We start from the raw sequence: 20,738 nt of genomic DNA, 5'->3' as shown, positions 1-20,738 counted from the left end.
GCTTGTTCACATTCGACGCGCGTAGGGTCGGCGAAGGTATATAGGTAGTTGAGCTATTCGAATTGGGGGACACGAGGGTGGCCAGAACCGACAACGACACCTGGGAGATCACCGAGAGCGTCGGCGCCACGGCGCTGGGCGTCGCGGCGGCCCGCGCGGCGGAAACCGAGAGCGAAAACCCGCTGATCAGCGACCCGTTCGCGCGGGTCTTCCTGGACGCCGCGGGCGATGGCATGTGGAACTGGTTCGCCGCGCCCGACCTGCCCGCCGAGATCGCCGAGGCCGAACCGGACCTGGTGCCGCAGATGAAGCGAATGGTCGACTACATGGCCGCCCGGACCGCGTTCTTCGATCGGTTCTTCCTCGACGCCACCCGCGCGGGCGTGCGGCAGGTGGTGATCCTGGCCGCGGGCCTGGATTCGCGGGCGTGGCGGTTGCCCTGGCCAGACGGCGTCACGGTCTACGAGCTCGACCAGCCCGGCGTGCTGGAGTTCAAGTCCTCGACGCTGCGCGGGCACGGCGCCGAGCCCACGTGCAACCTGGTGCACGTCCCGATCGACCTGCGCCACGACTGGCCGGCCGCGTTGCGGCAGGCGGGGTTTGACCCGTCGGTGCCGAGCGCGTGGTCGGCCGAGGGGCTGTTGCCGTTCTTGCCGGCGGCCGCCGAGGAGTTGTTGTTCGAGCGTGTCCACGCCCTGGGCGCCGCCGGCAGCCGGATCGCCGTGGAGGCGCACGGCCCAGACTTCCTCGACGAGGCCGCGCACGCGAAGCAACGCGAGAGGATGCAGCGGGTCCGCGACCTGATGGCGAGGCTCGAGCCCGACCGCGACATCCCCGACGTCCAGGACCTGTGGTACTTCGAGGAGCGCGAGGACGTGGGCGACTGGCTGAACCGGCACGGCTGGGACGTGACGGTCACGCCGGCCGAGGAGCTGATGGCCCGCTACGACCGCCGGCCGCCGCAGGACGTCGAGGACGCCGCCCCGAAGACGCTTTTCGTGGCCGCCGAACGCAATGAGAGGGAGTGAGCGTGGCAAGGACGGACAACGACAGCTGGGAGATCACCGAAAGCGTGGGGGCGACCGCGTTGGGCGTGGCCTCGGCGCGCGCGGTGGAAACCGAGAGCGAGAACCCGTTGATCAGCGATCCGTTCGCGCGGGTCTTCCTGAACGCCGCCGGTGACGGGCTGTGGAACTGGTATTCGGCCTCCAAGCTGCCCGCCGAGGTCCTCCAGGCCGAACCGAGCCTGCAGTTGCAGATGAAGGCGATGGTCGGCTACATGGCGTGCCGCACGGCGTTTTTCGATCAGTTCTTTGTCGACGCGGGCGAGGCGGGCATCCGCCAGGCGGTGATCCTGGCGTCGGGTCTGGACTCGCGGGCGTGGCGGTTGCCGTGGCCGGACGGCGTCACCGTGTACGAGCTCGACCAGCCGCGGGTGCTGGAGTTCAAGTCGTCGACGTTGGACGAGCACGGGGCGCGGCCCGCCTGCAACCGCGTCGCCGTCCCGATCGATTTGCGTCAGGATTGGCCGACGGCGTTGCGGCAGGCAGGTTTTGACGCCTCGGCGCCCAGCGCCTGGTCGGCCGAGGGCCTGATGCCCTACCTGCCTGCCGCGGCCCAGCAGCTGCTCTTCGAACGCGTCGACGCGCTCGCCGCCGCCGGCAGCCGGGTCGCCGTGGAAGCGCTGGGCCCCAAGTTCCTCGATCCCGAGTTCCGCGCCAACCGTCGCGCGCGGATGGAGCGCATCCGTGCCCTGGTGACCAAGCTCGACCCGCAGCGCCAGATCCCCAACAACGAGGAACTGTTCTACTTCGAGGAGCGCGAAGAGGTCGGCGACTGGTTCGCCCGGCACGGCTGGGCCGTGACGGTCAAGTCGGCCGACGAGCTGATGGCCTCCTACGGCCGCAAGGTCCCCGAAGAGGTCGCCGACCAGGTGCCGGGGAACCTGTTCGTGGCCGCGCAGCGGGCGTAGTCAGCGACCCGGCGCATGGGCGCTCCGGCGCCTTTGCGCCTTTGCGCCTTTGCGCCGAGCGTCGAGCGTGAAACTGCTGCGAGTTTCTGCGACGAATTTCGCAACAGTTGCACGTTCGGTGACGAGACTTACGCCTGTTCGTCCACGCCGCCCCGGGCCTGCCCGCGCCATTTCCGAAATCCGTGCCGCGCCGCGAACGCGCCGACGATGGCGCTCACGCACCACACCGCGATCGCCGCGTACGCCAGCGGTGACGACAGGTGCCTGATGGAGGCGCCCAGCGCGGTGTACGCGAAAGCCCTTGGCGCCGAACCGATCAGCGAGCCCACCGCCATCTGCCACAACGGAACCCCGAAAGCCCCGAACGCGTAGGACGCGAGGGCGTCGGAGATGCCCGGGACGAAGCGCTGGCCCACGACCGCCCACAGCCCGCCCCGTTCGATCAGCGCGTCGATGCGCTCGGCGCGTCGCTGCCCGAGCAGGGCCCGCGCGCTGTCCCGGCCGGCCCGGCGGCCGACGCGACTCGCGACCACCGCGGTGCCGACCGCCGCGCCCAGCGTCACGAAGACCCCCAGCAGCGGACCGAACAGCATCCCGCTGCCCGCCGCCAGGATCGAGCCCGGCACGAACAGCGCGCCGAGGACCGCCGACACCGCGACATAGGCCAGCGGCGCCGCCGGTCCCGTCGCCGAGACCGCGCGCCGTATCGCCTCGATGTCGATGACTCGTGCGATGGCCACCAGGTAGAACATTGCAGCCAGGAACGCGCCGAACACCGCGAGCCGCACGATGTGGCGGCGTCGGGATGCAGGTGGGGGATCGTCATCCATGGTGACCGCGATTCTTCCGCACCGGGCTCGGCCGCCGAGTGTGGGCCTTAGGTGGCCTGAGCCATCAGCGGGCCGCCTGCAGCCGCTGGCGTAGCCCGCTCGCCCGCACCGCCCGCCGGCCGATCGCGGCGCGCACCGACGGCTCCGAACCGACCACCCGGACCTTCACCTTGGCCCGGGTCACCGCGGTATAGAACAGCTCACGGGTCAGCAACCGCGAATCCTCAGGCGGCATAAGGACCGTCACCTCGGCGGCCTGGCTGCCCTGGCTCTTGTGGATGGTCATCGCGTGCATGGTCTCGATGTCCGCCAGCCGGCTGGGGGCGAAGTCCAGCGGCCCAGAGGCCCCGGCGATGACGGCCACCAGCCCGTCGGGGCCGGCCACCACCACGCCGGTGTCGCCGTTGTAGACCTTGAGCCCATAGTCGTTGGCGGTCACCAACAATGGCCGGCCGGCGTACCACGCCGCGAACGCCGGCTGGCCCGTCTCCTCGGTGAGCCAGCGCTCCACCTGCCGGTTCCAGTGCGAGACCCCATACGGCCCGCGCCGGTGCGCGCACAGCAGCCGGTGCTGGTCGAGCGTCGCCAACGCCTCGCCCGCGGCGCCGAGCACCGCGGCCTCCCGCACCCGCAGCGCGTGGGAGACCAGCACGTCGCGCAGCCGGTCGGCGGGGCGGTCGGAGTCGATCCACTCGATATTCGCGCCGCCGGCACGCAGCAACCCCATTACGCGCTCTTCGTCGCCGGTCCGGATCGCCTCGGCCAGCGCGCCGATCGACTCACCGAATCGGTGCGGCGTGCGCAGGGCGGCCACCCGCACGTCGCGCCGGGCGGCCAGCCCCTCCACCAGGTCCGCGAGCACGGCGCCGGCCTCGACCGAGGCGAGCTGGTCGGGATCGCCCACCAAAATGAGTCGCGTGTCCGGGCGCACGGCCTCCAGCAACCGGGCCATCATCGTCAACGACACCATCGACGTCTCGTCGACGACGATCACGTCGTGCGGCAGCCGGTTGCCGCGATTGTGCTTGAACCGCACCGACGTATCCGGCCGCGAACCCAGCAGCCGGTGCAGCGTCGTGGCTTGCACGCCGGCGAGGCGCGCCCGGTCCGCCGCATCCTCGAGATTCTCGACCTCGACGGCCACCGCCTCGGCCAGTCGCGCCGCGGCCTTGCCGGTCGGCGCGGCCCGCGCGATCCGCGGCCGCGGAGCCCCGGCGCTTTCGGCCTGGCCGACCAGCAGCGCCAGCAGCCGCGCCACCGTGGTGGTCTTGCCGGTGCCGGGTCCCCCGGTCAGCACCGTAACCGCCTGCGACAGCGCCATTTCGGCGGCCGTTCGTTGCTCGTCGTACTTCGGCTTGGCGAACAGTCGCTCCAGCGCGGGCGCGTCGCCCACCGTCCCGGACACCGACAGCGCCAACAGGTCGGCGCACACCTGCTCCTCCTCGAGCCAGTACCGGTCCAGGTAGAGCAGGTCACCGAACAGCCGCAGCGCGGGGGGCGATCCGAGCAACGGGCTGGCCCGCACCGCGGCCAGCCAATCGTCGGCGGCGGGCCACGGCAGCTCGGCCATGCCGAGCTGCGCCGCCACCGCCCGCAGGTCCACGCACACCGAACCGCCCCGCAGCGCGCGCACGACGAGCGCGATCGCCAGCGCCACCCGCTCGTCGGGCTCACCGGCGAGCGCGGTGAGGCGCTGCGCCACATGGACATCCGCGGCCTCGAAGACGCCGGCATCGCCGAATACCCGCAGCAATCCGTCGGCGGCGATCGCCTGCACCGTCACGCGACCGCCCTACCCGCGTCGAGCAGATCCGACAACGCCGCGACCAACGACGGGGGCGGTCGCCAGCTGAACACCCCGGACGGATGCCCGTCGACGACGGGTGTGTCCGCGCCGCACATCCCGCGCACGAAGAGGTAGAGGACGCCGCCGAGGTGCCGGGCGGGGTCGTAGTCGGACACCCGCCACCGCAGGAACCGGTGCAGCACAACGCTGTACAACAGCGCCTGCAGCGGATAGTCCGAGTGCAGCATCGCCTCGATGAGCCGCGACCGGTCGTAATCGGCGGACGTCAGTGGCCGCTCCGGATCGCCGAGCCAGTTGGTCTTGTAGTCCACCACCACATAGCGATGCCCCGCGCGCTCGGGAATGCGCAACACGGCATCGACCGAGCCGGTGAGGTAGCCGCGCAACGGCTGGCCGCCCAGCGCCGGGCCCGCCAACCGGTCGGCGTAGGAGGCCAGCGCATCGCCGGCGGGCAAGTGCTCGCGCAACAATTCTCCCGCATCCGCCAGCAGAATCTCCGGTGCCGCCACCCGCAGATCGCCGCCGGCCAGCGGGAACTCGAAGTCCAACTCCCGCAACCGATCCCGCAGGCCGATCTGCCGCAGCGTCAAATCGCCGGCCAGCGGTCCCAACGGGGTCTCGTGCATCGGCACCAGCGCCGCGGCCAGCGCCTGGGGCGGCACGTCGACCGGCCACCACACGGAGTGCTTCCGGATCTGCGACTCGAGCTCGGCCGCCAGATCGGCGGCCAGCGGGTCGGCGGTCTCCAGCACCGCGTGCACCAGGGTGCCGAACTTCGCGCCCGTCGGCAGGTCCGCCATCGGCGAGGGCAGCTGCGGCCCGGAGGCGTTCTCCGACAACGGAACTGACCCGGACTCGTCGTCCAGCTCGGTGACCTCGGGCTCGCTGCTCACCCCGGCGGACGCCGACGTCTCGGTCACCCGGATGAGACCCGAGTAGGAGGTGCGCCGCCAGCCGGTGTCGATGCTGCGGTGGAAGTGGCGGTAGTCCAGGTCCGACGGCACCGGCTCGGGGGGCATCGAGGGCAGGGCCCGGGCCACCACCGACTCCTCGATCACCGGGCCGCCCGCCGCCTCCCATTCGCGCAGCCGGGCCATCGCGTCGTCGTCGGAGATCTTGGCCGGCTCGCAGCGGTCGGGGACGAACGACTCGCCCGGCCGGCGGCCGCGCAGCAGGCGTGACAGGCCGCCGTTGGGTTCGTCGTAGGCCGGCGACCACCACGCCACCACCTGCGACTGCGCGCGGGTCATGGCGACGTAGGTGAGCCGGCTGGCGTCGCCGGCATCCTCCTGTCGTCCCAGCGCCTCGACCCTCGCGAAGTCGGGGCTGTCCCGGCCGCCGACGTGCAGGCAGCGCACCCGGTCGTGGTGGAACAGCACGATGTCGCGTTTCGGCACACCGCGGTTGAATGCGAACGGCAGGTACACGATCGGGTACTGCAGCCCCTTGCTCACGTACACGGTCATGATCTGAACGGCGGCCGCGTCGCTGTCGAGTCGCCGGTTGCGTTCGGCCGAGCCGCTGCGTTCGTCGCGCTGGCGGCGCAGCCAGTCACGCAGCGCGGGCAGGCTGTAGTGCTCGCGGTGCGCAACGTCTCCCAGCAGCTGCGTGATGTGTGCCAGGTCGGTCAGGTGGCGCTCGCCGTCCTGCCAGGACAACACGCGATCACCCATGCCGCGCAGCTGCGCGGCCTCGAAGATCGCCGCGACCCCGCGTTCGCGGGCATGGCCGGCCCACTCCCGCAACGTTTCCGCGACCCGGTCGGTCAATGCATCACCGCCGGCCGCCAGCGATTGCGCGGTCTCGCCGAAGAACATCGTCGCCGCGGCGGCGCGGACCATGCCGGGCCGGTGCGGCTGATCGAACGCCTCCAGCAGGCAGAGCCAATCTTCGGCGGCGTCCGACGTGAAGACGTCGGAGTCGCCGGTGTACACCGCCGGGATGCCCGCATCGCATAGCGCCAGGAAGCAAGCGGCGGCGTCCTTGTGCCTTTCCACGATCACGGCGATGTCGCGGGCCTGCAGCGGCCGGCCGTCGAACATCGCGGCGGCGGCGAGCAGGGCGCGGATGTCGGCGGCCAGGTCGGCGCCGATGTGGCCGCGCAACTCGTCGATCGGCATGTTCGCCAAACCCTTGCGGCCCAACGCGGTTCGCGGCACCACCCGCAATCGGAACGGGTCGTTGTGCGGGGCGCCGGCGAGCCGATGGCCCCGGTGGTGCGCCTCGACTTCGTTCACCACGATCGCGGGGTCGCCGAGTTGGGCGCCGCGCAGCACCACCTGCAGGCGTTGCACCAGGGCCGCGTCGCTGCGCCAGTTGGTGCCCAGCGTCTTCTTCTCGCCCGCGGTTTCGGCCGCCCGCAGGTAGGTGTCGATGTCGCCGCCGCGGAACGCGTAGATGGCCTGCTTCGGGTCGCCGATCAGCACGACGGTGGAGCGCCCGCTGAACGCGCGATCGATGACCTGCCACTGCACCGGGTCGGTGTCCTGGAACTCGTCGACCATCACGATCGGCCAGCGTTGCTGCATCCGCACGCGGGCGGGTGAATCTTCGGTGGCCAGCGCGTCCGCCAGCCGGCTCAGCAGGTCGTCATAGCTCAGCACGCCCAGCTGGCGCTTGCGGGTATCCAGCTCGGCGAGAACATCTTTCGCGAAGCCGACGCACACCGCCGCCCGCGAGCCGGGCTCGGGCTCCAGCGGCCGCAGCTGCGCCGACGGGTTGTTGGCCACCTCGCGGGCCAGGCGCAGCGCGTCGCGGTAGGCCAGTACCGGATCGTCGCGCTGCTGGCCGAAGTGGGCCAGGTACAGGTCGTCGACGATCTCGGTGACGAGCTCGTCGAGGCTCTCGATCAGGGTCACGCTCGCGGCGGTGTCGCCGGCCACGCCGAGCGAGCGCAACACCAGCTGGCAGAACTGGTGGGTGGTCGCGATGGTCGCCGCGTCGAATCCGGCCAGCGCGTCACGCAGGCGCTGCCTGCGCGCCGCCTGCTCGGGATCGGCGCGGTCGTCGAAAGCGGCTACGGCGTCGACGATTTGACACCGCACCCGCTCGCGCAGCTCCTGGCTGGCGGCCCGGCCGAAGGTGATGAGCAGCATCTGGTCGAGCGTGGCCGCGCCGTCGGCGAGGTAGCGGGTCACCAGGCCGGCCAGCGCGAAGGTCTTGCCGGTTCCCGCGCTGGCCTCCAGCACCGTCGTCGAGCGTTCGGCGGGCAACGGGCCGAGCAGGTCGAAGCGCTCCATCTAGCCCGGCCTCCGCTCGGCGCGCAGCATCGGCAGCCAGAGCCGGGCCGCGTAGGCGCCGAGCCGGGTGTCCTCGCCGTCGTGCTCCTCGCCGGGCCGCGGAGCATGCATCAGGGCCTCCAGCCGCGCGTCCCTGCCCCACGCCCGCACGTGCGCGGGCGCCTCGTTCTCGCCCGGATAATTGCCGGATTTCCAGCGGTATTCGGCCTCGCGGATCGGGTCGTCACCGCAATGCCGGGCGGCCGCCCACGCATAGGATGTCTTGACGGGCAACGGAATCGGTTCCCGGCGCCCGGCGTCGTAGATCGCCACCAGCTCGCGCAACACGTCGACGGCATCCCCGGCCGGCCGCCCCAGCCCCTCCTCCCGCGGGGTGGTGCCCCGCCGAGCGCGGCCGAGGCACACCGCCGACCAGTCGCGGCCCGGGTCATGGGCGATCAACGCCAGCAACGGAATCCACGACTCGAGCAGGTGCTTGCCGTCCAGTCTGGAATAGGTGACCGACACCAGCCGATCGCCGTACACCGGCGACACCGTGCCGGTGAGCCGTCGCCCCGATCCGAGCTCGACGTCGACGTCGTAGGCCCGGGCGTCGGCCCGCCGCTGCCGCAGCGCGGCGGCCGCGAGCAGGGTGGCCTGATCGCGGATCTCGGTCGCCTTGCGCCATCCCAGCTGGCCCGGCGGCAGCGTGCCCCGGCGCCACTCGGCCTGCCGCGCGTCGTCGGGCGTCATGCCGCGCAGGATGTCGCCGAGCATCCGGTCGCCGACCGTCCACTCCTCGAGGGCGTTGAGGTCGACGGGCATGGCGTCCTGCACGCCGTCGACGTCGCGGGGCAGCGTGAACTCCAGGGCGCGGAAGAAGCCCTTCACCGGATCCTTGAAGAACTCGACGAGGTCGGCGAGGATCACGTCGTCGGCGGGCGGTGGCGGCAACGGCCCGGAGATGAACCGGGGCCGCTCGCCCCGTTGGCCGCCGGCCACCCGCGCCGCGCGCAGCACGGTCGGGTCGAAGCTGAACGGAACCTTGGGCACCAGCTCGCCGGGCGTGACGTTGCGAATGTCAAAGGGCTGCAACGGATGCTCGACGAGGACGCGGTCGCGGACGCCGTGCTGCGCGGTCATGTCGAGGGTGTCCAGCAATTCGGCCAGCGGCACCGCGGGCGGGCGGGGCTGGCCGGAGTACTCGTTGGCGCCGGTGTAGGTGATCACCAGCTTCTCGGTGGCCGCGCCGACCGCGTCGAGCAGCAGTTGCCGGTCCTCCGAACGGATGTCGCGTTCGCCGGTCATCGGGTTGCGGGCCAGCGCGTCGTCGCCGTCGACGACGCCCAGGCGCGGGAACACCCCGTCGTCGAGCCCGACCAGGCACACCACCCGGTGCGGCACCGAGCGCATCGGCACCATCGTGCACACCGTCAGCGTGCCGGTGCGGAAGTTGGCCCGCGTCGGGCGCCCGGACAGCTGCCGGTCGAGCAGGGCGCGGACGTCGGGCAGCCGCAACACGGTGTCCGCGCGGGCGCCGGCGTCGGCCAGCACCTGGGCGAACTCACGCTGCATCTGGCTGGTCTGCCACAGGTCCGAATCGTCGACGCGCGCCAGCAGAGCAACGCCCTCGGCCAGGGCGGCCAGCCAGTCGCGCAGCGGGCGCGCCCCGGTGAGCGAGTCGACGACGTGTTGCAGTCGGCAGACGAATTCGGCCAGCTGCCCGGCCAACTGGACGCGGTTGCTGCTGACGTCGTCGAGGGGGAGGGTGGCGTCGATCCAGGCGTGCGAGTCGTCCGACATCGCGACCCCGGTCAGCACCCGGTCGATGCCGAAACGCCAAGTGTTGTGCACGAAGTCGACGTGATACGGGCGCCGGTGCTCCTGATCGAAGCCCCACCGGATGTTCGCCTGCCGGACCCAGCGGGCGATGGCCTCCAGGTCGTCGTCGGTGAAGCCGAAGCAGGCGCGCACCGGGGTGGCCTCGGCGAAGTCGAGCACCTCGCTGGCGGTCACCCGGCTGCCCGCCAGCGCCAGCAGCTGCGCCGCCACACCGAGCAGGGGATTGGTCTGGATCGGCGAGCGGTCCGCGAGCCGCACCCGCAGACCGTGGGCGGGATGCGCGCCGTGCACCACGTCCCCGAGGCCGAAGTCGGCGACGATCAGCGCCGCGTAGGTCTCGATGTCCGGGCACATCACCAGGATGTCGCGCGGCTGCAGCGTCGGGTCGTCCTGCAGGAGCCCGAGCAGCACCTCGCGCAGCACATCGACCTGCCGGGCCGGCCCGTGGCAGCTGTGGATCTGCACGGAGCGGTCGTCGGCGGCGAGGTTGCGCCCTTGGGGCCGAACGGCATTGGCGGCGATGTCGGACTGCAGCCAGCCGAGCAGCGTGTCGGGGCGCGCCGGGCTCGGAAGATATTCGTCGGTCCGCGGATCCGTAGGCAGGCCGCGCTGGAGCTCGCGCAGGTCCCGTCCGAGCGTCGCCAGCAGCGGGTGCCGCACGTCGCGGTGACTCACGTCGGCACGGCGGGGAATCGCGCCGTGGGCGCCGGCCAGCGCCCGCCAGAGTTCGTCGCTGGGGTGCGGCAGCCACAGGTGCAGGTCGTGGTGGGTCGCCAGCGCGTCGAGCAACTGCACGTCGGTGCGCGCCAGGCGGGTGTGCCCGAACAGCGACAGCCGCGCCGGCAGGTCACTCGGCCCTTTTCGCAGCCGCTCGACGGTCTTGTCGTGGCGCACGTGCGGGGGGTCGGCCGGCACGCGGCGGACCAGCGCCCGCCACAGCTCCGGCTGCCAGAGCAGGTCCTCGTCCAGGTTTCCCGCGTCGCCCGCCAGCCAGTCGGCGAGCAGTTGCGGGCGCTGCCGGGCGTACGACGCGAACAGCCCCGCCAGCCGGCGCGCCGTCGCATACCGCCGGGCCCGGCGCAGCTCCGACTCCTCACCGGTGTGAAAGTGGCCCAAATGCGTTGCGAGCGTTGCACACCACGGCTCGTCGAGGCTGCTGTCGATGACCTCCAGCAGCGGCCACGTCATCGCCTCCGGCGCCCACGGGTCGTCGTCGGCGGTGCCGGTGATTTCCGCGAGCAACGACGCCGGACTGCGGAACGCCACCCCCGCGCACACCCCGTCGCCGCCGGGCCCGGCACCCAGCACGTGCGACAGCCGCTGAGAAAGCCAGCGCTCCACGCCGCGCGCGGGCACCAGCACCAGCTCCTCGGCGAACGGGTCGGCCCGGGGGTTGGCCAGCAGGGCGCCGAGAGCGTCGGCGAGCAGATCGGTGCGTTCGGCGCGGTGGAGATGGAGGGCCATTGCGCTGCCACCATAGAACGCCGCACCGACGGGCGGGGATGATTATGCGCCGACATGCCGTTCGAAACGACTATGGAAGCTTGGGACGCGATCAGCGCGCGGCGCAATGTCCGGCAGTACCAGCCACAGCCGGTGTCGGAGGAGGACCTGAACCGCATCGCCGAGGCCGGCTGGCGGGCACCCTCGGCGAAGAACCGGCAGCCGTGGGACTTCGTCATCGTCACCGACCGCGACCAGCTGCAGGAGCTGTCCACGGTCTGGCAGGGCGCCGGCCACATCGCGGCGGCCCCGGCCGCGATCGCCATCGTCGTGCCCGAGCCGCCGGACCGGCGCAGGCTGGTCACCGACACCTACGACATCGGCCAGGCCACGATGGCGATGATGATCGCGGCCACCGACCTCGGCATCGGGACGGGCCATTCGTCGGTGGGCGACCAGGACAAGGCGCGCGCCATCCTGGGCGTGCCGGACGACCACCAGGTGGCCTTCCTGCTCGGCATCGGGTATCCCGCCGACCGCCCGCTCACCCCGATCCGCAAGCCGAACCGGCGCCCGTTCGCCGAGGTCGTTCACCACGGGAGCTGGTGACCGCAGACGGCCGAATATGCTTGTGCTCGTGCATGATCACCGCGGCGACTACGGAATCGACGGATCTTTTCACACCATCTCGGCGCGCACCCAGGGCGTAGCTGTGTGCGCCCAGGCCGCCGCCCTCGCGGTCTGGGCCGCGGTCAGCTGGGCGCGCGGCAGGCGTGCCGGAGCGGCGCTGGCCGGGGGATCGGGCGCGGCGATGCTCGCGGCGATGTTCTCCTACATCTACGCCACGCGATCGGGCAAGTTCGTCGTCTGGGACCGGGTGCTCGACGAGCTGCGGCTGAGCGGCGACGAGACGGTGCTCGACCTGGGGTGCGGGCGCGGCGCGGTGTTGATGGCCGCGGCCAAGCGCCTGCCGCGGGGCCGGGCGATCGGGGTGGACCTCTGGCGGGCCGACCAGACCGACAACTCGCAGCAGGCCACGCTGACCAACGCGGAGCTGGAAGGGGTCGCCGACCGCGTCGAGGTGCGCACCGGCGACATGACCGACCTGCCGCTGGCCGACGAAAGCGTCGACGTCATCGTGAGCAGCCTGGCGATCCACAACATCCCGACTCGGGCCGGCCGGCGCAAGGCCCTCGACGAAGCGGTTCGCGTGCTGCGCCCGGGCGGTCGGCTCGCCATCGCCGACCTGTGGGAGACCCGCAACCACGCCGCCCGGCTGCGCGAGCTGGGCTGGCGAAACGTCAAGCGGCGCAACCTCGGATGGCGGATGTGGTACGGCGGCCCCTGGTTTTCGACTCGCCTCGTCACCGCCACCAAACCGGGGTGAGGTTCGGTCGGTAGCGGCACGCCGGCGATCAGATTGACCGAGCGTGTTTCTCCGCCGACATGAACCCGTACCAGTCCGGTGCAATGCTGATACGCATGACGAGAAACGAACTCACAGAACAGGTCGTCGTCGCGCGGTTGGCCAGGGGGCTGACCTGGCAGGAGCTGGCCGACGCGATCGACAGGCCGGTGCTGTGGACCACGTCGGCGTTGCTGGGCCAGCACCCGATACCCGCCGAGCTCGGCAAGGTCCTCGTCGAGATGCTCGGCCTCGACGAGTCGGCGGTGCCCGTGCTGGCGGCCCCGCCGATGCGCGGCGGCCTGCCCACCGCCGTGCCGACCGACCCGACCATCTACCGCTTCTACGAAGCCCTCCAGGTGTACGGCGGCGCGATCAAGGAACTGATCCACGAGCAGTTCGGCGACGGCATCATGAGCGCGATCAACTTCAGCGTCGACCTGCAAAAGCGCCCGCACGCCTCCGGCGATCGGGTGGTGGTGACATTCGACGGGAAATTCCTTCCCTACCAATGGACGTCAGCCGCCGACTGACCCGCGCCAGGGTGAAGTGACGGCGCCGGACGTGCGTGTCACACTGGCGGCGAGGAGGCGAGCAACGCGGTGGCCAGGTCTTTTACCTGCCACCGCGTTCGCCTCCTCACTACATCAGCGCGCGCGGCGCTTCAGAGCCCGAACTCGGCCTCTATCCCGTCGATTCCGGCGCGGATGGCCGCCAGGGCGTCGGCGCGGGCGCGCAATTTCGTTGCGGCGTGGGCGTGCTGGTGCAGGCCGGCGAATTCACGCGCGGCTTCCTCGGCGCGGCTGACCACCACCTCCGGCAACACGATTTCGTCGACAAAGCCCGCCGCGAGGGCGGTTTCGCCGAAGAACGTCTTGGCCAGCCCGGCGGCCTGCTGGTAGGCGGACCGCGTCAGCCGCAGTTTCATGATCTCCAGCGCCGCGTGCGGGATGACCATGCCGATCGCGACCTCGTTGGCCTGGATGTTGTAGGCGTGGGCGGCCACCCGGTGGTCGCCGGACGACAGCAGGAACGCGCCCATCGCGATGGCGTGGCCGGTGCAGGCCATCACCACCGGCTTGGGGTAGGACAACAGCCGGTAGGCCAGCTCGAAGCCGCCCCGCAGCATGTCGATCGCGGGCTGCGCCTGACCCGAGGTCAGGATCTTCAGGTCGAAGCCGCCGCTGAACACCCGATCGTTCCCGGTGATCACCAGCGCCCCGACATTGTCGCTGTCGGCCTGGTCGATGGCCTCGTTCAGCGCCTGCTGCATGGTCGGGCCCAGCGCGTTGACCTTGCCGTCGTCCATCCTGATGACCGCGATGGAGTCCTGCTGGCTGTAGGCGACCGGGCCGGTCATGGGTTGCTCCTTCGATCCCGCGTCAGACGTGCTGGCTGCGGTGTTTGGCCAGATCCGCTTCGGCGTTACCCCAGCGCAGTCCGACATCGGTGGGCTGGTCGAGCAGCCGGGTGCGCCACCGCTCCTGCGTCTCCTGCACGGCGCCGTTGATCCGCTCGATCTCGCTGCGGAACACGTCGGGGCGCGTTTCCTTGCTGGCGTAGTGGAAGTAGGTCAGCAGGCCGCGCAGCAGCTCCAGCTTCTGTTTTTCCCGTTTCGCCAGGTCGTGCGTCGTCATCAACTCGATGCGCTGGACCGGCGGCAGCGCATCCCAGTCCAGCACCACGCTCGTCTGCAGGGCGGGTCGCTCGCCCTGCCAGAACCGCCAACCGCGCGGCTTGTCGGGGCGGTCGTAATAGATCAGGGTGCCGGCGAAGCGGGATTCGATGCCCGTTCCGATTTCGGCGCGGTCGAGCGCCGAGTCCCACACCATGCGCCATTCCTGGCCGGGCGCGAGCACCGGCAACTCGCTCGGAAGCTGCAGTTGTACGACGTCGGCGTAGCCGTCGGCGGCGTTTTCGTATTCGGCTACCGTCGGCGGATTCGGAAATGAAAAGCGGATGTCGTAGGCCGCGGTCTGGCCGAAATTCCGGACGACCAGTTCGATTACGTGCCAGTCGGCGGGATGCGGTTCCATGTACATCGCGACGTGCGGCCGAATCTTCTCCGCGGCCACCCGCCGGTTGAGCCTGAGCTGGCGATTTGTGAAGATCAGCGCGACGATACCCAGCAAGATGGCGGCCCACGCCGCCCACGCCAACCAGGTGCTGGACCCCACATTTGTCACCCCGTGCCAGCCGTCCTGGATCCACCCCATTGAATCCACCCTCCGCTTATATCACAGCGATCTTCGGCGGGACATTTCGCTGGACCGATCGTAGAGGTATTCGGCCGATATTGCCGACCGCGCAATCAGTGCAGCGAAAAATTGCCCCACGTCAATTAGCCGCCCATCAACATTCGCCACTGATCAAGGTCCGCGGCGCGATACACATAGTTGGAGCGCTTGACCTCCGACAGCGATGCGCTCGGCTCGGCCGAATACCAGTGTCCCGGAAAGACTGTCGGGTCGCCCGGCAGCGCGGCGAGCCGCTGCAGGCTGCGATACATCTCGTCGGAGTCGCCGCCGGGGAAGTCGGTGCGCCCGCACCCGTCCAGGAACAGCGTGTCCCCGGCGACCAGGCGGTCCCCGAGCAGGAAGCACTGGCTGCCGGGGGTGTGGCCCGGCGTGTGCAGCAGCTCGATCTCGATGTCGCCGATGCTGACCTTGTCGTGGCCCTCGTGGGTGGTGAGGTCGCCGAGGCCGATCCCGGTCACCCTCGAAACCCAAACGGCTTCATGGGCATTCACATGCACCGGGACGGCCGCTCGCTCCAGCAGCTCGGCCAGGCCCTCCATCTGGAAGCCCATCATCGACCCGCCCACGTGGTCGGGGTGATGGTGGGTCACCAGTACGCCGGACAGGTGCATGCCGTCGGCCTCGAGCGCGTCGAGCAGGTCGCCGGCGGCATACGCGGGGTCGACCACCACACAGTCCCCGGTCTGGCGGTCCCCGATCAGGTAGGCGAAGTTGCGCATCTGCGTCGCGAACATGTCACCGGCAGCGAAATCGCGACCGGAGAGCAGTTGGCGGAAATACAGCCGGTCCTCTGACACCCGACCAGACTAGTGCGGATCGCGAGCGCGGCGCGGCCGGGCGAAGCGGGTCCGCACCATCAGGTCCAGTGCGGATCGCGAGCGCGGCGCGGCCGGGCGAAGCGGGTCCGCACCATCAGGTCCAGTGCGGATCGCGAGCGCGGCGCGGCCGGGCGAAGCGGGTCCGCACCATCAGGTCTAGTGGTTTGCCCGCGACTCGCCGCCCGGGTTCAGGTCACCCGTAGTGGGTATTGTTGGCGCATGAAGAAGACGGTCGAGATCGAAGTCGACGACGATCTGGTCCAAGAAGCGATTCGTCGGTTCCACCTGGCCGACACGCGCGAGGCCGTCCATCTGGCGTTGCGGACCTTGCTCGCCGAGTCGGACCCGGAAGACAAGGACGACGAGGAGTACGACGAGTTCAGCGATCTCAGCGCGTGGCAACCTCGTCGCGACGCGACCAGTTGACGAGCCGCCCGGGGGCAGTCGGTGGTTTGGTGACGTTGCGCGCCAGGCTGTACCCTCTTTTAGGCCTCGCGGCAGGACTGTCGCTTGGGTGAACGGCCCCCTTAGCTCAGTCGGTAGAGCGTTTCCATGGTAAGGAAAAGGTCAACGGTTCGATTCCGTTAGGGGGCTCGGCGGACGCCGAGCAGGCAGGCGGCCCACACCCCAAGGCGGGGTGGCCCCGAGGCGATGTAGCTCAGTCGGTTAGAGCGAACGACTCATAATCGTTAGGTCGCCGGTTCGAGTCCGGCCATCGCTACAAGGCAACAGCACAACAGCGCGATTTGAGAGAGAACGGACATGGCTTCCAGTACCGATGTGCGGCCCAAGATCACCTTGGCATGCGAGGTGTGCAAGCACCGTAACTACATCACCAAGAAGAACCGCCGCAACGACCCCGACCGCATGGAGCTGAAGAAGTTCTGCCCGAATTGCGGTAAGCACCAGCCCCACCGCGAAACACGGTAGGGCCCGCGACATTTATTGAGGTTGACTAGGTAGGCTTTAGACCTGTGTCTTTGAGCGCAAAGATCGTCGGGATGCACTACCGCTATCCCGACCACTATGTCGTGGAGCGGGAGAAGATCCGCGAGTACGCGGTGGCGGTGCAAAACGACGGCTCCATTTTTCAGGATGAGGATGCGGCGGCCGAACTCGGCTACAAGGGGTTGGTGGCCCCCCTGACGTTCATCTGCGTGTTCGGCTACCAGGCTCAGTCGGCCTTCTTCGAACACGCCAAGATCGCGGTCGAGGACGCACAGATCGTCCAGGTCGACCAGGTACTCAAGTTCGCCAAGCCGATCGTGGCGGGCGACAAGCTCTACTGCGACGTGTGGGTGGACTCGATGCGCGAGGCACACGGCACCCAGATCATCGTGACCAAGAACATCATCACCGACGAAGCCGGTGACGTTGTGCAGGAGACCTACACGACCCTCGCGGGCCGTGCCGGCGAGAATGGAGAAAAGGGATTTTCTGATGCCACTGCGTGAGTTCAGTTCGGTCAAGGTGGGGGACCAGCTGCCGGAGAGGATCTACCCCCTGACCCGTCAGGACCTGGTCAACTACGCGGGGGTCTCCGGCGACCTGAACCCGATCCACTGGGACGACGAGATCGCCAAGGTCGTGGGGCTGGACACCGCGATCGCCCACGGCATGTTGACCATGGGGCTGGGCGGGGGCTACGTCACCTCGTGGGTCGGGGACCCGGGCGCGGTCACCGAGTACAACGTGCGCTTCACCGCGGTGGTGCCGGTGCCCAACGACGGCAAGGGCGCCGAGCTGGTGTTCAGCGGCCGGGTGAAGTCGGTCGATCCCGAGAGCAAGTCGGTGACCATCGCCCTCACCGCCACCACCGGCGGCAAAAAAATCTTCGGCCGCGCCATCGCGTCGGCCAAACTGGCGTAGGCGGGCTAGGAAGAAGATAAGCCCATGGCTCTCAAAACCGACATCCGCGGGATGGTCTGGCGGTACCCGGACTACTTCGTCGTGGGCCGCGAGCAGCTCCGCGAGTTCGCGCGGGCCATCAAGTGCGATCACCCAGCCTACTTCGACGAGGACGCGGCCGCCGAGCACGGCTACGACGCGATCGTCGCCCCGCTGACCTTCGTGACGATCCTCGCCAAATACGTCCAGCTGGATTTCTTCCGGCACGTCGACGTGGGCATGGAGACCATGCAGATCGTCCAGGTCGACCAGCAGTTCCTCTTCCACAAGCCGGTGCTGGCCGGGGACAAGCTGTGGGCCCGGATGGACATCCATTCGGTGGTCGAACGCTTCGGCGCCGACATCGTCGTCACGAAGAACATCTGCCACAACGACGACGGCGAACTCGTGCTGGAGGCCTACACCACGCTGATGGGTCAGCAGGGCGAAGAATCCGCCCGACTCAAATGGGACAAAGAGTCCGGGCAGGTCATCAGAACCTCCTAGTTTGCCGCGGATTTCCTGCGCATAAGGGGTATCGAGTACACTCGAACCTCGGGGTTTTCCCAGCATCAGCGCGCTTTCCGGGGTTCGAGTAATCGGGGAGCGCGCGTGTCATGTAAGCCCCGGCAGGTAAGCGCAGGTTGGCCTGCCAACCGCGAAGGGGCGTAGCTCAACTGGCAGAGCAGCGGTCTCCAAAACCGCAGGTTGCAGGTTCAAGTCCTGTCGCCCCTGCTGACGGACCTATGCGGACCGTGCCATGGTGGACACTGGAAGAAGTGCATCATGCGGAACGGTTCGCGGGAAACTAGCAGACAAAGGAGCATGCGGTGAGCGACGAGGGCGACGCTGCCAACGACGCCGCACGCGACGGCGGCGAGACTGAGCAAAGCCGCGACAGCGGCGGTCGGACGGCCGTGGTGACCCGGCCGCAACGGCCGACCGGCAAGCGGACGCGGCAACGCGTGGCCGACGACTCGGGTTCGTCCGCCGACGCCGAGTCGCCGGACGAGGTCGAGGTCGCCAAGGAGGGCAAGGCCAAGAAGGGCCGGACGGCTCGGACGGCTAAGGCCAAGACCGCGAAGAAGCCCGGCGCTCGTTCGGTCAACCCGTTCGCGTTCGTCTACAACTACCTCAAGCAGGTCGTTGCCGAGATGCGGAAGGTGATCTGGCCCAACCGCCGGCAGATGCTGACCTACACCTCCGTGGTGCTGGCATTCCTGGCGTTCATGGTGGCGGTGGTGGGCCTGGCTGATTTCGGCCTGGCCAAGCTGGTGCTGCTGGTGTTCGGGTGAGCTTTGAGTTACAGGAAGGACCGAAAACCGTGACTACCTTCGACGGTGACACGTCCGCGGGTGAAGCGGTCGACGTGCAAGACGTCGCCGAGACCACCGAGGCCGCCGAGGCCAGCGAGACCCTAGAGACCACCGAGACGCCCGGCGAGGAGGCTCACGCCGAGCCGGCCGAGGAGGTCGAGGACGACCCCGCCGCCGCGCTCAAGGCGGACCTGCGCAGCAAGCCGGGCGACTGGTACGTCATCCACTCGTACGCGGGATACGAGAACAAGGTGAAGGCCAACCTGGAAACCCGCGTGCAGAACCTGGATGTCGGCGACTACATCTTCCAGGTCGAGGTGCCCACCGAAGAGGTCACCGAGATCAAGAACGGCCAGCGCAAGCAGGTCAACCGCAAGGTGCTGCCCGGCTACATCCTGGTGCGCATGGACCTGACCGACGACTCGTGGGCCGCGGTGCGCAACACCCCGGGCGTCACGGGCTTCGGCGGCGCGAGCGATGCAGCCAACTCGACAGGTGGGCCTTCGGCAGCAGTGTCGCCGGCTCCGGTCTCGCCACCCGCGCAGGGCCCGGTGACGCCAACCGCAAGCCGGATCGGCCATGTGTTCGTCATCGTGCTGGAGAACAAGGGCTATACCCAGACTTTCGGTTCTGGCAGCCAAGCGCCTTACCTCGCAAACACGCTGACGAGCCAAGGCGCGTTGCTGACTCAGTACTACGGTACCGGCCACAACAGCAACGATAACTACCTGACCATGATCAGCGGTCAGGCACCCAATGCGCAGACCCAGGCTGACTGCCAGTACTACACCGACTGGTTGGGCACCATGAGCCCCGATGCCAACGGGCAGGTGACTGGAACCGGCTGTGTCTACCCTGCCGCCATCGGCACGATCGCCAGCCAACTGGATGCCAAAGGGTTGGCTTGGCGCGGCTATATGGAAGACATGGGCAACGATCTGACGCGCGACGGCAGATCGACCTGCTCCCACCCCGCCCTCGATGGCAAGGACGTCACGCACTCCGCCATCGCGACGGACGGATACGCGACGCGCCACAACCCGTTCATGTATTTCCACTCAGTGATCGACAACCAGTCGTATTGCGACAGTCATGTGGTGCGGCTCGATTCGCTGGCCACCGATCTGAACAGCGTTGCAACCACGCCCGCGTTCTCCTTCATCGTGCCAAACCTGTGCAACGATGGTCACGACGAGCCCACCTGCGCGGACGGCAAGAGCGCAGGCGGACTGCCGGCGGTCAACCGGTTCCTGCAGGCCTGGGTGCCGCAGATCATCAACTCACCGGCGTTCCAGTCCGATGGCCTGCTGATCATCACGTTCGACGAAGCGGATACGAATGACACCTCGGCCTGCTGCGGTGAGCCGACCGGGCCAAACTCGGTCGCGCCGGGCCTGACCGGCCCTGGCGGTGGCCGCGTCGGCGCGGTGGTGCTCTCCCCCTTCGTCAAGCCGGGCACGGTCAGCAATACGCCCTACAACCACTATGCCCTGCTCAAGAGCATCGAGGACGTTTTCGGGTTATCGCATCTTGGCTATGCCGGCATGAACGGCCTGCAGGGCTTTGGCAGCGACGTGTACAGCGCCGCGCGCTGATCTTTCCCGCGACGCCGTCTCGATCGACATCGGGCCGGCCAAAAAGGCTGCGGCGAGATGCCCTCGGTGGCTGAGGGCATGCGCCAAGCTGTCAGATGGGGGGCGTCTGCGGCTCCGTCTGCCCCCCCTTCAAGGAACGCCGGGAAGCACCGCTCGGCAATCGCACGACCGTCGCGCATGCCTGCGGCGATCGCTGCAACGGCCGAATCAACATCGGCGGACACACGATGGAGCCGCTGCATCTGCGGATAGGACATGGCATCGTCCCATGGTGCGCAGATAAACCCTGTGTATGTGTATGCGTATCTGAAACCGGAGCCCCTGCCGAGCACGTCCAGCAGATGTAT

General features: G+C 69.1%; 19 protein-coding genes, 3 tRNA genes and 1 pseudogene. 16 read left to right on the top strand and 7 right to left on the bottom strand.

Translation table 11 applies throughout. The annotated features are described in order from the left end of the window. Window positions 1–77: 77 nt before the first annotated feature. Window positions 78–1,028 carry a class I SAM-dependent methyltransferase gene (locus A9X00_RS16735; RefSeq protein ID WP_067155520.1) on the top strand — a complete coding sequence of 317 codons (951 nt, stop codon included), beginning with the start codon at window positions 78–80 and terminating at the stop codon, window positions 1,026–1,028. A 2-nt stretch (window positions 1,029–1,030) separates the two neighbouring features. Continuing rightward, entirely contained in the window at window positions 1,031–1,972 is a 942-nt protein-coding gene (locus tag A9X00_RS16730) for a class I SAM-dependent methyltransferase (protein ID WP_067155604.1), read from the top strand. Window positions 1,973–2,100: 128 nt separating this feature from the next. On the opposite strand, the gene A9X00_RS16725 is transcribed toward A9X00_RS16730, so the two are convergent. The 4 genes from A9X00_RS16725 to recC all read right to left on the bottom strand — a co-directional run bounded on the left by A9X00_RS16725 (window position 2,101) and on the right by recC (window position 11,133). Beyond that, window positions 2,101–2,802: a TVP38/TMEM64 family protein gene (locus tag A9X00_RS16725; protein ID WP_067155517.1), complete on the bottom strand. Its 702-nt coding sequence runs from the start codon at window positions 2,800–2,802 to the stop codon at window positions 2,101–2,103. 64 nt (window positions 2,803–2,866) lie between these two features. Then, on the bottom strand, window positions 2,867–4,585 hold the full coding sequence (gene recD, locus A9X00_RS16720) for an exodeoxyribonuclease V subunit alpha (RefSeq protein ID WP_067155514.1): 1,719 nt from the start codon (window positions 4,583–4,585) through the stop codon (window positions 2,867–2,869). Beyond that, window positions 4,582–7,848 carry an exodeoxyribonuclease V subunit beta gene (gene recB, locus A9X00_RS16715; RefSeq protein WP_067155512.1) on the bottom strand — a complete coding sequence of 1,089 codons (3,267 nt, stop codon included), beginning with the start codon at window positions 7,846–7,848 and terminating at the stop codon, window positions 4,582–4,584. The genes recD and recB overlap by 4 nt, the downstream gene beginning before the upstream one ends. Further along, window positions 7,849–11,133, bottom strand: a complete 3,285-nt coding sequence (recC, locus tag A9X00_RS16710; RefSeq protein ID WP_067155509.1) for an exodeoxyribonuclease V subunit gamma — start codon at window positions 11,131–11,133, stop codon at window positions 7,849–7,851. Between the two features lie 72 nt (window positions 11,134–11,205). On the opposite strand from recC, the gene A9X00_RS16705 reads away from it, so the two are divergent. The 3 genes from A9X00_RS16705 (at window position 11,206) to cynS (ending at window position 13,050) form a co-directional block, all read left to right on the top strand. Continuing rightward, window positions 11,206–11,721: a nitroreductase family protein gene (locus A9X00_RS16705; RefSeq protein WP_067155506.1), complete on the top strand. Its 516-nt coding sequence runs from the start codon at window positions 11,206–11,208 to the stop codon at window positions 11,719–11,721. Window positions 11,722–11,749: 28 nt separating this feature from the next. Next, the gene (locus A9X00_RS16700; protein ID WP_067155601.1) at window positions 11,750–12,499 is read left to right on the top strand and encodes a class I SAM-dependent methyltransferase; all 750 of its coding nucleotides are present in this window, start codon (window positions 11,750–11,752) and stop codon (window positions 12,497–12,499) included. Between the two features lie 83 nt (window positions 12,500–12,582). Further along, complete coding sequence (gene cynS, locus A9X00_RS16695; protein ID WP_067155598.1) at window positions 12,583–13,050, top strand: cyanase; 468 nt, start codon at window positions 12,583–12,585, stop codon at window positions 13,048–13,050. Between the two features lie 131 nt (window positions 13,051–13,181). On the opposite strand, the gene A9X00_RS16690 is transcribed toward cynS, so the two are convergent. The 3 genes from A9X00_RS16690 to A9X00_RS16680 form a co-directional block, all read right to left on the bottom strand. Further along, window positions 13,182–13,877, bottom strand: coding sequence for a crotonase/enoyl-CoA hydratase family protein (locus A9X00_RS16690; RefSeq protein ID WP_067155503.1), 696 nt, complete (start codon window positions 13,875–13,877; stop codon window positions 13,182–13,184). Between the two features lie 22 nt (window positions 13,878–13,899). Beyond that, window positions 13,900–14,733 (bottom strand): hypothetical protein, encoded by an 834-nt coding sequence (locus A9X00_RS16685; protein ID WP_067155500.1) that lies wholly within the window; start codon window positions 14,731–14,733, stop codon window positions 13,900–13,902. Window positions 14,734–14,858: 125 nt separating this feature from the next. Beyond that, entirely contained in the window at window positions 14,859–15,572 is a 714-nt protein-coding gene (locus tag A9X00_RS16680; RefSeq protein WP_067155498.1) for an MBL fold metallo-hydrolase, read from the bottom strand. Between the two features lie 240 nt (window positions 15,573–15,812). Between A9X00_RS16680 and A9X00_RS16675 the strand changes: the two genes are divergently transcribed. The 11 genes and pseudogenes from A9X00_RS16675 (at window position 15,813) to A9X00_RS16630 (ending at window position 20,391) form a co-directional block, all read left to right on the top strand. Continuing rightward, a complete protein-coding gene (locus A9X00_RS16675) occupies window positions 15,813–16,019 on the top strand; it encodes a type II toxin-antitoxin system VapB family antitoxin (RefSeq protein WP_067155495.1) in 207 nt (68 codons plus the stop codon). Between the two features lie 95 nt (window positions 16,020–16,114). Beyond that, window positions 16,115–16,187: transfer RNA gene (locus tag A9X00_RS16670), tRNA-Thr, on the top strand. Between the two features lie 53 nt (window positions 16,188–16,240). Next, window positions 16,241–16,314: transfer RNA gene (locus A9X00_RS16665), tRNA-Met, on the top strand. A 41-nt stretch (window positions 16,315–16,355) separates the two neighbouring features. Then, complete coding sequence (gene rpmG / locus A9X00_RS16660; RefSeq protein ID WP_066907182.1) at window positions 16,356–16,523, top strand: 50S ribosomal protein L33; 168 nt, start codon at window positions 16,356–16,358, stop codon at window positions 16,521–16,523. A gap of 44 nt (window positions 16,524–16,567) precedes the next feature. After that, window positions 16,568–17,047 (top strand): (3R)-hydroxyacyl-ACP dehydratase subunit HadA, encoded by a 480-nt coding sequence (gene hadA / locus A9X00_RS16655; RefSeq protein WP_067155493.1) that lies wholly within the window; start codon window positions 16,568–16,570, stop codon window positions 17,045–17,047. Continuing rightward, the gene (gene hadB / locus A9X00_RS16650) at window positions 17,034–17,462 is read left to right on the top strand and encodes a (3R)-hydroxyacyl-ACP dehydratase subunit HadB (RefSeq protein ID WP_067155491.1); all 429 of its coding nucleotides are present in this window, start codon (window positions 17,034–17,036) and stop codon (window positions 17,460–17,462) included. Before hadA ends, hadB begins: the two co-directional genes overlap by 14 nt. 24 nt (window positions 17,463–17,486) lie before the next feature. Then, window positions 17,487–17,987, top strand: coding sequence for a (3R)-hydroxyacyl-ACP dehydratase subunit HadC (gene hadC / locus A9X00_RS16645; RefSeq protein ID WP_067155488.1), 501 nt, complete (start codon window positions 17,487–17,489; stop codon window positions 17,985–17,987). A 155-nt stretch (window positions 17,988–18,142) separates the two neighbouring features. Next, window positions 18,143–18,215: transfer RNA gene (locus A9X00_RS16640), tRNA-Trp, on the top strand. 95 nt (window positions 18,216–18,310) lie between these two features. Further along, the gene (gene secE / locus A9X00_RS16635) at window positions 18,311–18,775 is read left to right on the top strand and encodes a preprotein translocase subunit SecE (protein WP_067155486.1); all 465 of its coding nucleotides are present in this window, start codon (window positions 18,311–18,313) and stop codon (window positions 18,773–18,775) included. Window positions 18,776–18,804: 29 nt separating this feature from the next. Continuing rightward, window positions 18,805–19,272 (top strand): annotated as a pseudogene (locus A9X00_RS31970) (transcription termination/antitermination NusG family protein); the annotation flags it as partial. 36 nt (window positions 19,273–19,308) lie between these two features. Next, window positions 19,309–20,391, top strand: a complete 1,083-nt coding sequence (locus tag A9X00_RS16630; RefSeq protein ID WP_232006851.1) for an alkaline phosphatase family protein — start codon at window positions 19,309–19,311, stop codon at window positions 20,389–20,391. The last annotated feature ends 347 nt before the right edge of the window (window positions 20,392–20,738 follow it).

Source organism: Mycobacterium sp. 1245805.9 (assembly GCF_001672915.1).
In the GTDB taxonomy this organism is placed as follows: domain Bacteria; phylum Actinomycetota; class Actinomycetes; order Mycobacteriales; family Mycobacteriaceae; genus Mycobacterium.
This window is presented reverse-complemented; position numbering and strand designations above follow the sequence as displayed.